At 71.7% G+C, this 11991-nt stretch carries 13 protein-coding genes; 10 read left to right on the top strand and 3 right to left on the bottom strand.

Translation table 11 applies throughout. The annotated features are described in order from the left end of the window. Positions 1-183: 183 nt before the first annotated feature. Both DFH01_RS02585 and DFH01_RS02580 read right to left on the bottom strand, forming a co-directional pair. Positions 184-1449 carry an aminopeptidase gene (locus DFH01_RS02585; RefSeq protein WP_109868825.1) on the bottom strand — a complete coding sequence of 422 codons (1266 nt, stop codon included), beginning with the start codon at positions 1447-1449 and terminating at the stop codon, positions 184-186. 16 nt (positions 1450-1465) lie between these two features. Next, complete coding sequence (locus DFH01_RS02580) at positions 1466-2029, bottom strand: TlpA family protein disulfide reductase (RefSeq protein ID WP_233255931.1); 564 nt, start codon at positions 2027-2029, stop codon at positions 1466-1468. Positions 2030-2032: 3 nt separating this feature from the next. On the opposite strand from DFH01_RS02580, the gene argH reads away from it, so the two are divergent. Together argH and DFH01_RS28035 are read left to right on the top strand one after the other, a co-directional pair. Beyond that, complete coding sequence (gene argH / locus DFH01_RS02575; protein WP_109868824.1) at positions 2033-3445, top strand: argininosuccinate lyase; 1413 nt, start codon at positions 2033-2035, stop codon at positions 3443-3445. Continuing rightward, positions 3442-3615 carry a lipoprotein gene (locus DFH01_RS28035; protein ID WP_158287590.1) on the top strand — a complete coding sequence of 58 codons (174 nt, stop codon included), beginning with the start codon at positions 3442-3444 and terminating at the stop codon, positions 3613-3615. Before argH ends, DFH01_RS28035 begins: the two co-directional genes overlap by 4 nt. A 6-nt stretch (positions 3616-3621) precedes the next feature. Here DFH01_RS28035 and DFH01_RS02570 read toward each other — a convergent pair whose 3' ends face one another. Continuing rightward, positions 3622-3948 (bottom strand): YciI family protein, encoded by a 327-nt coding sequence (locus DFH01_RS02570; protein WP_109868823.1) that lies wholly within the window; start codon positions 3946-3948, stop codon positions 3622-3624. Between the two features lie 107 nt (positions 3949-4055). Between DFH01_RS02570 and DFH01_RS02565 the strand changes: the two genes are divergently transcribed. The 8 genes from DFH01_RS02565 to DFH01_RS02535 all read left to right on the top strand — a co-directional run bounded on the left by DFH01_RS02565 (position 4056) and on the right by DFH01_RS02535 (position 11989). Continuing rightward, on the top strand, positions 4056-4715 hold the full coding sequence (locus DFH01_RS02565; protein ID WP_109868822.1) for a TetR/AcrR family transcriptional regulator: 660 nt from the start codon (positions 4056-4058) through the stop codon (positions 4713-4715). An 89-nt stretch (positions 4716-4804) separates the two neighbouring features. Next, positions 4805-5311 (top strand): DUF2852 domain-containing protein, encoded by a 507-nt coding sequence (locus DFH01_RS02560; RefSeq protein ID WP_109868821.1) that lies wholly within the window; start codon positions 4805-4807, stop codon positions 5309-5311. Positions 5312-5414: 103 nt separating this feature from the next. After that, positions 5415-6761, top strand: coding sequence for a diaminopimelate decarboxylase (gene lysA / locus DFH01_RS02555; RefSeq protein WP_109868820.1), 1347 nt, complete (start codon positions 5415-5417; stop codon positions 6759-6761). Continuing rightward, positions 6758-9376, top strand: a complete 2619-nt coding sequence (locus DFH01_RS02550) for a TIGR02302 family protein (protein ID WP_158287589.1) — start codon at positions 6758-6760, stop codon at positions 9374-9376. The genes lysA and DFH01_RS02550 overlap by 4 nt, the downstream gene beginning before the upstream one ends. Positions 9377-9852: 476 nt before the next feature. Further along, positions 9853-10452: a TadE/TadG family type IV pilus assembly protein gene (locus DFH01_RS02545; RefSeq protein WP_109868818.1), complete on the top strand. Its 600-nt coding sequence runs from the start codon at positions 9853-9855 to the stop codon at positions 10450-10452. Next, positions 10439-10663 (top strand): hypothetical protein, encoded by a 225-nt coding sequence (locus tag DFH01_RS27745; RefSeq protein WP_146216976.1) that lies wholly within the window; start codon positions 10439-10441, stop codon positions 10661-10663. The genes DFH01_RS02545 and DFH01_RS27745 overlap by 14 nt, the downstream gene beginning before the upstream one ends. Positions 10664-10854: 191 nt before the next feature. After that, on the top strand, positions 10855-11343 hold the full coding sequence (locus tag DFH01_RS02540) for a TadE/TadG family type IV pilus assembly protein (protein WP_109868817.1): 489 nt from the start codon (positions 10855-10857) through the stop codon (positions 11341-11343). Beyond that, positions 11330-11989: a TadE/TadG family type IV pilus assembly protein gene (locus DFH01_RS02535; protein WP_109868816.1), complete on the top strand. Its 660-nt coding sequence runs from the start codon at positions 11330-11332 to the stop codon at positions 11987-11989. The genes DFH01_RS02540 and DFH01_RS02535 overlap by 14 nt, the downstream gene beginning before the upstream one ends. Positions 11990-11991: the final 2 nt, after the last annotated feature.

Below are 11991 nucleotides of genomic sequence, written 5' to 3'. Positions count from 1 at the left end.
CGTTCCGATCCGAGCTCGGTACGACATGAACCCAGGCGTGCGCAACGGTCGGCAAAACACAACCATTGCGCGAAAACAGAAGATCTGAAATCTACCGAATGGTTTTGTGTGCGCTACGGCTTGTCTGTTGCGGCTTTCATGGCGATCCGCGACACAGTGCTGTTCCGGAGATGTCTGGCCGCCTCACACCGGCCCCGCCACGAATTCCCCTTTGCGCATCAGCGGCTCCACGGCGCCGGACTTCGTCACGCCGTCAAGGTCCACCCCGCCCGATCCGATCATCCAGTCGATATGGATCAGGGAGGCATTGGCGCCGCGTTCCGCGAGCTTGTCCTTCGGCACGCCGGCGGTGTCCCGCAGGCAGGTGGTGTAGGCCTGGCCGAGCGCGATGTGGCTTGCCGCGTTCTCGTCGAACAGCGTGTTGCGGAACAGCAGGCCCGATTTCGAGATCGGCGAGGAATGCGGCACCAGCGCCACCTCCCCGAGCCGCGCCGCGCCCTCGTCCGTGGTCAGCACCTTGCGCAGCACCTCGGCGCCCTTCGACGCATTAGCCTCGACAATCCGCCCACTTTCAAAACGAACGGAAATGTCCTCGATCAGCGTGCCCTGGTAGGCGAGCGGCTTGGTCGAGCGCACGGTGCCGTCCACGCGCAGGCGGTGCGGCGTGGTGAAGACCTCTTCCGTCGGGATGTTCGGGTTGCAGGTGATCCCGTTCTTCGCCGGCTCCGCCCCGCCCGCCCAGAGATGCCCGTCGGCAAGTCCCACGCGCAGATCCGTGCCGGGGCCACGGAAATGGATGGCCGCAAAATCCTTGCCGTTGAGGAAGGCGGTGCGGGCATGCAGCGTCGCATTGTGCCGCGCCCATTCGGCGACAGGATCGGCCACCTCCACGCGGCAGGCGGCGAAGATCGCGTCCCACAGCTTTGCCACGGCTTCGTCGTCCGGCACGCCCGGAAACACTTGGCGCGCCCAGCCCGGCGTCGCGGCCGGCACCAGGTTCCAGTTGATCGAGAAGCTGGTGATCAGTTCCAGCGCCGGGCGATAGGCCATGCTGCGCGCCTTGTTGGCGCGCGCCACCTTCTCGGGATCCTCGGCCGAGAGCAGCGTCGGGTCGTCGCCCACCACCGCAAGCCGCGCCGCGCCAGCCCGGAAAGCCTCGGCCATGGCGTTAAACAGCCAGCCCGGCGCGACGTCGAAGGCCTCGGCCGGATGCGCGTGGCGGTAGCGCGCCAGCGCCACCGCGTCGTCCGAGATCAGCGGCGTCACCAGCGTCGCGCCGGCCTTGTAGGCGTGCTCCGCGATGCGGCGCACCAGCGGCATCGCTTCCAGCGGCGCGGTCATGACCACTTCCTGGCCAGGGCGCAGGTTCAGCCCCACGCGCACCGCCAGCGCGGCCAGCTTGTCGAGCTTCGCCTCGAAGGTCGTGGCGGGCATCGCGTCATCCGGCATGGTCGTGTTCCTGCGCTCAGGTGGTGGTGTTGGCGGGGGAGCCGCCGCGCACGAGGCGGCGGATCGCGGCGAGCATCTCGGGCGTGTCCCAGGCGGCCTCGCCTTCCAGGCGCGCGACTTCGAGGCCGCGCCGGTCGAGGATGACGGTGGTCGGCAGGCCACGGATGCCGAGCGCGCGGCCCGTCGCGCCGCGCGCGTCGAACCACATCGCCAGGTGGCGCAGGCCCGTGCGCTGGTAGAAGGGCTCCACCACGGTGCGCCCGCCGCGGTCGGAGGACAGCGCCAGCACCTCGATCCCCTCGCGCGCCAGCGCGGCGTGCGCGCGGTCCAGCGCGGGCATCTCGGCCACGCAGGGCGGGCACCAGGTGGCCCAGAAATTCACGACGAGACCCTTGCCGCGGAAGGCGTCGAAGCGCGTCTCCTTTCCCTCCGCATCCTGGAAGACCAGGTTCTCGGGCAGGGGGCGGCCTTCCGGCGTCTCCCGCAGCTTCTCGGGGCCCGCGGCGGCCGCGGCTTGACGCGCCGCGGCGGCCGTGGCCAGCGTCCCGCCCAGGACGCCGAACTGCCGGCGTGTCAGCACAGGATGCACTCCTCCGTGGGCGACGAGACGAACAAGACGCAAAACTCCCTTTGGGGCGGGCGCTATGCCGAGGGCCCCGGCGCCATCATGCGGGAGATCAATGCCAGCATCGGCTTCGACCGCAAGATGTGGCGCCAGGACATTTTCGGCAGCCTCGCCCACGCGCAGATGTTGTCCCGGGTCGGGATCATCTCAAGCGAGGACGAGGCGGCAATCCGGCAGGGCCTCGCGGACATCGCGCGCGACATCGAGGCGGGTGGCTTCGCCTGGTCCGAGGCGCTGGAAGACATCCACATGAACATCGAGGCGCGCCTGACGGAGCGCATCGGGGAGGCCGGCAAGCGCCTGCACACCGGCCGCAGCCGCAACGACCAGGTCGCGCTGGACGTGCGCCTCTGGGTGCGCGACGCGATCGACGGGCTGGATGCGCAGATCGCCGACGTCATGCGCGCCCTGGTCGCGCGCGCGGCGGAGCATGCCGGCACGGTGATGCCAGGCTTCACCCATCTGCAGCCCGCCCAGCCCACCACCTTCGGCCATCACCTGCTGGCCTATGTCGAGATGCTGTCGCGCGATCGCGGGCGCCTCGCGGATTGCCGCGCCCGGCTGAACGAAAGCCCGCTCGGCGCCGCTGCGCTCTGCGGCACCGGCTTCCCGATCGACCGCCACATGACGGCCAAGGCGCTCGGCTTCGACGGCCCCACGCGCAACAGCCTGGACAGCGTCGCGTCGCGCGACTTCGCCGCGGAGTTCCTGTTCGCCTGCGCGATGTGCGCCACGCATCTCAGCCGCTTCGCGGAGGAGATCGTGATCTGGACGAACCCCTATTTCGGCTTCGTCAAGCTGAGCGACGCCTTCACCACCGGCAGCTCCATCATGCCGCAGAAGCGCAACCCCGATGCGGCGGAGCTGGTGCGGGGCAAGACGGGGCGGATGATCGGCAACCTCGTCGGCATGCTCACGGTGATGAAGGGCCTCGCGCTGACCTATTTCAAGGACATGCAGGAGGACAAGGAGCCGGTCTTCGACGCCGCCGAGAACCTGGCGCTGGCGCTGGCGGCCATCGGCGGCATGGTGCGCGACATGCAGCCGCAGGTCGCGCGGCTGGAGGCCGCGGCGGGCGCCGGCTTCTCCACCGCGACGGACCTGGCGGACTGGCTGGTGCGCGAATTGAAGATGCCGTTCCGCGACGCCCACCATGTGACGGGGAAGCTGGTGGCGATGGCGGAGCAGAAGGGCGTGGACCTGGCCGGCCTGACGCTGGCGGAGATGCAGGCGGTGGAGCCGCGCATCTCGGAGGGAATCTTCGACGTGCTGAGCGTCGGTGCCTCGGTCCGCTCCCGGACCAGCTATGGCGGCACCGCCCCAGCCAATGTCGCGAAGATGGCGGCGGAGTGGAAGGAGAAGCTGGCATGAGCGCTCAGTTCTCCCTCCCCCGCATGCGGGGGAGGGTCGGGGTGGGGGCGGCGCAACCCCTCCTCCTCCTCGTCCTCGTCCTCCTTGCCGCCTGCGGCCGCACCGGCGACATCCGCCCGCCCGGCCCGCCGGAGCAGATCACCTACCCGCGGGTCTATCCGGCGCGCTGACGGCCTTCATCCGCCCGGCGTGCTGCCGGGCAGCGGGCGATAGGGCAGAGGCGCGACGCGTCCGGGCAGGATGGTGACATCCTTCCAAACGCCCTCCTGCATGTAGGGGTCCTCCGCCAGCCAGGCGCGCACCGCGGCCTCGTCCGGCAGGTCCACCACCATAATCGAGCCGACCATCGTGCCGTCGGGCCGATCGAGCAGCGCCACGCCCGCCAGGATCTCGCCCTTCTCGGCGCAGGGTCCGATCCGCGCCATGTGTCGCGGACGCACTGCCATGCGGCGCGCCGGCGCTTCGGCATCCTTGCCGTCCTTCGCGATGACGACGAAAACCATCGGACCCTCCCCATTCGCGTTTCCGCGCACGGTAGCGGCAGGGAAGGCGGCCGATCCAGTCACGCTCGCGGGTTGGGCCGAACCGCCGCGCATGCCATATCGGGCCAATGTCACGCTGGCACACATCGCGCGGCCCCTGGGGGCGCCGGCCCGAGGAGCCGGCCGAGGGCGCCGCGCCCTTCGGCTTCTGCCGCCGCGGCTATCACCACGGCAACCTCAAGGAAGCCCTGCTCGAGGCCGCGCGGCAGCTCGCGGCCGAGCGCGGCGCGCATGGCTTCACCCTGGTCGAGGCCGCGCGCCTCGCCGGCGTCTCGCCTTCCGCCCCCTACCGCCACTTCCGCGACAAGGACGCGCTGCTGTCGGAACTCTGCCGCCGCGGCTTCGAGGCCTTCGGCGCCAGGCTGAAGGACGCCGCGATCGGCAAGGGCGTGCGTGAGGGGCTGCTCGCCATGGGCCATGCCTATCTCGCCTTCGCGCGGGAGGAGCCGGGCTATTACGGCGTGATGTTCGCCTGGCGCGACCCGACGCCGCCCCCGTCCGACCAGGCGCCCGACGGACCCTTCGCCGCGCTGGTCGGCGCCATCGCCCGCGTCCTGCCCGAGGCCGGTGACCCCAACCGCGTCCGGCTGCTCGCGCTGGAGGTGTGGGCGATCTCCCATGGCTTGGCGGGTCTGGAACGCGCGGGCATGCCACCGCCCGGCTCCGGCGCGCCGCCGCCCGAGGCGGTGCTGGAGGATGCGGTCGGCCGCCTGCTGCGTGTGTCGTAATGTAAACACCTTTGACATCGCGCGGCCCGGGCCGATATGTGAATGTGTGTCACATCGACACGCCACAGGCATGAAGGAGCCGACCGACGATGACCGCCGCTTCCTCCGCGGTGCCCTCCGATCTCCCGCCTGACCTCGCCTGGCGCTGGCACAAGCAGCAGCTGAAGCAGGCACGGCGCGAGGCCCGTCAGGCCCGCTGGGCCCCATGGGGCGGCCATCCGCTGCGCGGCTGGCGCCTGCCCGCGATGATTTTGGGGTTCATCCTCTGGTGGCCGCTCGGCCTCGCCCTGCTCGCCTTCTTCTTCCTCTGGAGACCTGCCATGGCCTGCAATGCCGCCCCTTGGGCCGCCCCCTGGATGACCCCCTGGAAGGACCGCATGCGGGAACGCGTGCGGGAGCACGTTCCGGGCTTCGGCAGCACGGGGAACGTCGCCTTCGACGAGTATCGCCAGAACGTGCTGGCCCGCCTGGACGAGGAGCGCCGGCAGCTCGATGCGCAGGCCGCGGAATTCTCGGACTTCGTGAAGCAACTCCGCCGCGCCAAGGACCAGGAGGAGTTCGAGCGCTTCATGGCCAGCCGCGAGCGGAAGAGCTGAGGGGCGCGCAGGCCCCCACCCCGACCCTCCCCCGCCATGCGGGGGAGGGAGAAGGGAGGCGCCTCATCTTCCCGAACCCGCGCCCCAGCCCCATTCTTGGCGCATGGCCGCCCCCGCCCCGTCGCTTCCCCCGGACGACGCCGACCCCACCTTCGCCGAGCTTCTCGCCGGCCGCCCCGACCTCGCCGCGCATGCCCAGGACGGGCTGACGATGGAGGATGTGCCGCTCGCCCGCATCGCGGCCGAGATCGGCACCCCCACCTGGGTCTATTCCGCGGCAACGCTCCGCCGGCGCTACCGCGCGATGCAGGCGGCGCTCAGCGAGGCCGCGCTCGACTGCGAGATCCATTTCGCGGTGAAGGCCAACCCCAACCTGGCCGTTCTGCGCACCCTGGCGCGCGAAGGCGCCGGCGCCGACATCGTCTCGGAAGGCGAGCTGCGCACCGCGCTCGCGGCCGGCATCGCGCCCCACCACGTCGTCTTCTCCGGCGTGGGCAAGACGATGCGCGAGTTGCGTTTCGCCATCGGCCAGGGCGTCGGCCAGATCAATGCCGAGAGCGTGGAGGAGATCGCCATGATCTCCGCCGCCGCCACCGAACTCGGCCGCACCGTGGATGTCGCGATCCGCGTGAACCCGGATGTGGACCCGCTGACCCACGCCAAGATCACCACCGGCAAGAGCGAGAACAAGTTCGGCGTCGCCATGGCCGACGCGCCCGCGCTCTACGCCCGCATGGCCGCGACGCCCGGCATCCGCCCCGCCGGCATCGCCACCCATATCGGCAGCCAGATCACCGCGGGCATGGGCGCCTATGCCGCCGCCTATCGGGCGCTGGCCGATCTCGTCCGCGCGCTGCGCGCGCAGGGCCTGCCGGTGGACCGCGTGGATTGCGGCGGCGGCCTCGGCATCCCCTATCGCAACGAACCGGCGCCCAGCCCCGCCGCGCTCGCCGGCGCGATCCGGACCACGCTCGGCAATCTCGGCGTGCGGCTGATGATGGAGCCCGGCCGCTGGATCGCCGGGCCGGCTGGCGTGCTGCTGGCGTCTGTCGTCCTCTCGAAGCGCAACGGCGCGCGCCGCTTCGTCATCCTCGACGCCGCGATGAACGACCTGGTGCGGCCGGCGATGTACGAGGCCTGGCACGGCATCGTCCCGGTCTCGCCCACCGATTACGTCGCGCCCGTCTCGTCCTGCGACGTGGTCGGTCCGGTCTGCGAGACCGGCGACACCTTCGCGCGAAATCGTGGCCTTCCCACCCTGGAACCGGGTAGCCTTGTCGCGTTCCTCGATGCGGGGGCGTACGGAGCGGCGATGAGCAGCACCTACAATGCGCGGCCCCTGGCCGCGGAGGTCCTGGTGGACGGCGCCCGCTTCGGCGTGGTGCGCGAACGCCAGACGCCCGAAGCCCTGCTCGCCGGCCAGCGCTTGCCCGACTGGTACGCGGCGTGACGCCCGCGCCGCTCGCCCCACTGGCCCGGCGCCGCCGCCTCGCGCGGCTGGCGCTGGCCTGGGAGGCGATCTGGCCCGCCATCTGGCCGGCGCTCGGCGTTCTCGGCGTCTTCCTCACCTTCGCCCTGCTCGGGATCCCGCTGCTGCTGCCGGGATGGCTGCGCATGCTCATCGCGGCCGGGTTCTTCGCCGGCTTCGTCGTGGCGCTGCGCCACGGCCTGCGCGGCTTCCGCTGGCCGGGCGACGATCCCGCCGACCGGCGGCTGGAGCGCGAATCCGGCCTCGATCACCGCCCCCTCGCCACGCTGACCGACAAGCCCGCCGGCGACGATCCGCTGGCGCAGGCGGTGTGGCAGGTGCATCGCGACCGCGTGCTGTCGAATGTCCGCAGGCTGCGCGTCGGCCTGCCGCGGCCCGGTCTCGCGAAGCGCGACCCGATCGCGCTGCGCGCCGCGCTCGGCCTGTCGCTGCTCGCATCACTCGTCGTCGCCGGGCCGGAGGCGCCGGAGCGCCTGCGCCGCGCCTTCGCCGGCGAGGTCGCGATGCCCGCCGCCCCGCCGCCAATGCGTCTGGAGGCCTGGATCACCCCGCCCGCCTACACCGCCGCGGCACCCGTCTTCCTCGACCCGGCCGGCGGCGAGGCCTCCGTTCCGGCCGGCAGCCGTCTGCAGGTCGCGCTCTCGGGCGGCACCGGCGGCGTGCCGGAGTTGCAGACCGGCAACACGGTCAGCGCCTTCCGCGCGCTCGACACGCGTTCCTTCGGCGCCGAGGCGGTGCTGGACCACGGCGCGCGGCTGGTGATCCGCCGCGACGGGTCCGAGGTCGCGGCCTGGACGCTGACGGTGCAGGCCGACCAGCCGCCCCGCGCCAGCTTCACCGAGGCGCCCGGCCGGGCGCTGCGCGGCCTGGCCATCCGCCTGCCGTGGCAGGTGCAGGACGATTGGGGCGCCGTCTCGCTGAATGCCGAGATCCGCCTGAAGGCGCGGCCCGACGCGCCGCCTCATGTGGTGGAGATCCCGCTGCCGGCCCAGGCGCGCGACGCGCGCGGCGTGTCCGCGCCCGACCTCTCCGCCCATCCCTGGGCGGGGCTCGAGGTGGAGATACTGCTGCGCGCCCGCGACGGCGCGGAGCAGGAGGGCGTCTCCGCCGCCGCGCCGCTGACCCTTCCGGAGCGCAGCTTCACCCACCCCGTGGCGCAGGCGCTGATCGCGCTGCGCAAGGCGCTCTCGCTCGACCCCACTGCGCGCGCCGAGGCGCGGCGGGCGCTCGATGGCCTCGCCGCCGCGCCGGAAGCCTTCGAGCACGACACCACCACCTACCTGGCGCTCCGCGCGGCGCGCCACCGCCTGACCCGCGACCGCCGGCCGGAGGCGGTGACCGAGGCGCAGGAGATCATGTGGGAGACGGCGCTGGCGCTGGAGGAAGGCCGCGCCGAGCGCACCGCCCGTGCGCTGCAGCAGGCGCGCGAGGAGCTGCGCCAGGCGCTGCAGGAGGCGCAGCGCCAGATGGAGGAACAGCGCAACGGCGAGCGCGAGGAGCGCAACGCCGAGCAGCGCAGCGAGACGGAGCGCCGCATCCAGGAACTGCGCGATGCGATCCGCCGCCATCTGGAAGCCATGGCGGAGCGCCTGCAGCAGGAGAATGCGGAGGCGATGCCCTTCGATCCGCAGAACCGGCTGATGGACCGCCGCGACCTCGATCGCCGCACGGATCGCATGCGCGAGGCCAACCGCCAGGACCGCCCCGAGGACGCCGAGCGCGAGCTCGCCGAGCTCGAGGAGATGCTGCGCGCGCTGGAGGAAGGCCGCTCCGCCCGCAACGAGCAGCAGGAACGCCGCCGCCAGCAGCGCCAGCGCGGCGAGCAGCAGATGGGCGTGGTGCAGGACATGGTGCAGCGCCAGACCCGCATGCTCGACAGCGGCCATCGCCGCGCCGAGGCCGAGACGCAGCGGCGGGAGGCGGAGCGCCGCGCCGAGCAGGCGCAGCGCCGCAGCCCCTGGAACCGCCAGACGCCGGAACAGCAGCAGCAACAGCAGCAGCAGCGCGCCGAGGCCGAGCAACAGGCCCAGGCGGAAGCGAACCGCGAGGCCCGCGTGCAGCGCGCGCTGCGCCGCGCGCTGGGCGAGGTGATGCAGCAATTCGGCGACCTCACCGGCGAGGTCCCGCCGCAACTCGGCCGCGCCGACCAGGCGATGCGGGAGGCGCAGGACCAGCTCATGGATGGCGGCGATGCGCGGGACGCGCAGCAGCGCGCGATCCGCGAGCTGGTGGAAGGCGCCCGCCAGATGGCGCAGCAGATGCAGCGCCAGTTCGGCCAGCAGGAAGGCGAGGGCGAGGGCGAGGGCGAAGAGTCCGGCGAGATGATGGGCGAGGGCCAGGGCGAGGGCGAAGGCCAGGACCAGGCGCAGAACCAGGGCGACGGCCGCGATCCGCTCGGCCGGCGCACGCGCGAGGCCCCCGGCGCCCAGGACAATGGCAGCGACACCCGCGTGCCCGACGAGGCCGAGCTGCTGCGCACCCGCCGCCTGCAGGAGGAGCTGCGCAAGCGCGGCGCCGAGCGCGAGCGCCCCCAGGACGAGCTGGACTACATAGACCGGCTGCTGCGCCGCTTCTGAGCCGTCGCGCCTCGTTGCGCGGCGGCTGACCGGCAGCCGCGCCGGGGAGGCCCGCGCGTCGGCGCTCTGCCCGTATTTCCTGCCGAGATCCGTGTGTCCGCCGGCGCTGCGCACGGCGGGCAGTGCATCGCCGCATGCGACGCGGTCCGATTTTCCGACTCACGCCTTGTATGTCCGAGGCCCGTCCAGGCCTGCCGGGCGGACGCCCGGTCCGAGCCTCGGCCACCGTCCCGGCCGTCACCCGGCGGCATGCCCCCCGCTGCTGGCGTGCTTCGTCCGGGCCAGCCCGAGATGGCCGCCTTCGCCACAACCATTGCGCGAATACAATGGTGTGAAATGTCAGTCAACACAAAAACAAATTGGCCATACGGACGACAAACCTCACTAAAAACTACGGAATATGACAATCAAGCACAAACATAACAAAGTAAAAGACACACTTTCATACATTGTCTTTGCGATTGCGTAACTTGACAATGTGGAGCGAATTTTTGACTATTGCCTCAACATTGAGCCATTCGGCTGCGGAGTGTGACGCGATGCGAAACTTTGTGCCGGGCGAGAGGGCAGGCCGCTGCGCCGGTCCGCAAGCCAGGCCGGGCCGCCGGCGCGGTTCGGCCGCGGCCGAGTTCGGTCTCCTCCTGCCCGCTTTCCTCATGGCGGCGATCGGGGTGGTGGAGGTGGGCTGGCAACTCGCCGTCGCCTCCACGCTGGATCGCGCCACCGCCAAGGCCAGCCGCTTCGGCATCACTGGCCAGCAGACGCGCGCCGGCGCGCCCGCCGAGATCGCCTGCCGCTCCCAGGCCATTCCCTGGATCATCGCCGATGCGGGCGGACGCATCCTGTCGCCCGAGCGACTGCAGGTGACCACGGGCGCCCATGCCGCGGCCTCCGCCATGAACACGCCGCCGACGGCCGGCGCCGGTCGCGGCGGACAGGTCGTCACCTACAGCGTCACCTACACCGAGCCCTTCATGAGCGGCGTCTGGCTGCGCCTGCTCGGCGGCCCGGAGCATCTGGTCCACCGCGCGACGATCGTCGTGAAGAACGAGGCCTTCGACAATGCGACCTGCTAAGCCGATCCCGAGCTCGCGCGGCGGCGCCGGCCTGTTCCGTCCCATGCAGCTGGTGCCGCAGGCCAGGCTCCGCCGCGATGTCGCGCTGGTGGATGCCGCGGGCACCGGCGGCGTCTGGCGCGTGGCCGGCGCACGCAGCCCCTGGCGCCTGCTGCGGCGCCGCCATTCGCTCACCGACGCGCCGGCGGTCCGGCAGCACCGGCCGGGCTGACGCGGCGCCGTCGCCGTGTATTCGGAGAGGGGAGGCGGACCGTCTTCGCCGCCGGATATATTGCTCATCAGCGACGAAAAATAATTAAAACAATTACGAATTAAAAACGACAAGATCTGGTTTGAGCGTCGCCGTCTCGTTGTTTACTCGATCCGAACGCCGGCGCTCCGCCGGACGCCGGATGCGGACCCATGACCCGACCAGGCAGCCGAGGCGTCGCCTCGGCTGAGTTCAGCTTCCTGTTCCTCGCGATCCTCGCCGTGGTGATCGGCCTGGTCGAGGTGACGTGGCAGGCGACCGTCGCGGCGGCGCTCGACCGCGCGACCCTGCGCGCCAGCCGCTTCGGCGTGACCGGGCAGGCAACGCGCCCCGACACGCCGGCCGGCATCACTTGCCGATCCCAGACGGTCCGCTGGCTCGTCGCCAACGCCACCGGGAGCATCCTGACCCCCGCGCGGATCCAGGTGACGACCGGCGCCCATGACAGCGCCGTGGATCTCGGCGTGGCGCCGCCTGTCGCCGGTGAAGGCACGGGCGGGCAGGTCGTGACCTACACCGTGCTCTACACCGAGCCCTTCCTCACCGGCGCTTGGCTGCGGGTGATCGGCGGGCCCGAGCACGTCGTGCACCGCGCCGCGGTCGTGGTGAAGAACGAGGCCTTCGACAATGCGGTCTGTTAGAGCGTTTTCGAGCCAGGCCAGGCCCGCTTCGCCGCGCCATTCGCGGCGGAACGCGTCCAGGCGCCCGCGCCGCGGCAGCGCCAGCGCGGAATTCGGGCTGCTCGTGCCGGTGCTGCTGCTGCTGGCCATGGCCGGCACCGACCTCGTGAACTTCATGCGCACGCAGATGCGGCTCGATTCCGCGGCGCTGCAGCTCGGCCAGCTGGTCTCCCAGTGCAACCGCATCGCGGCCCCCGGCGACACCGACCAGTTCTGGACCTATGCGCAGCGCATCGTCGGCTCCGCCGGAAACGTAACCGGCGCCTCGGCGACCGGCGCGGTCGTGCTCAGCGCGGTCGCGCAGCAGAACGGCGCCACGCGCGTGATGTGGCAGCAGCGCGGCGGCAGCGCCGCGCATGCCAGCCGGATCGGGGTCGCCGGCGGCAACGCCGCCCTGCCCGGCGGCTTCGCGGTGCCGCAGGGCCAGACCCTGTTCGTGACCGAGGTCTTCCTGCCGCGCGCGCCCTGGTCGCTCGGCACGCTCTTCATGGAGGACGGCGCCGAGCAGGTGCTGCGCGGCATGACCGTGTTCCTGACGCGCGCGGCCGATGCGCCCGCGCTGCAGCTCGCCCCTGCCGCGAGCGCGCAACCCGACTGCACCGGCTGAAG

The sequence above is a fragment of the Falsiroseomonas bella genome (genome assembly GCF_003173615.1).
Lineage (GTDB): Bacteria > Pseudomonadota > Alphaproteobacteria > Acetobacterales > Acetobacteraceae > Falsiroseomonas > Falsiroseomonas bella.
Note: the sequence above shows the minus strand (reverse complement) of the source record. Positions and strands in the feature narration are given on the sequence as shown.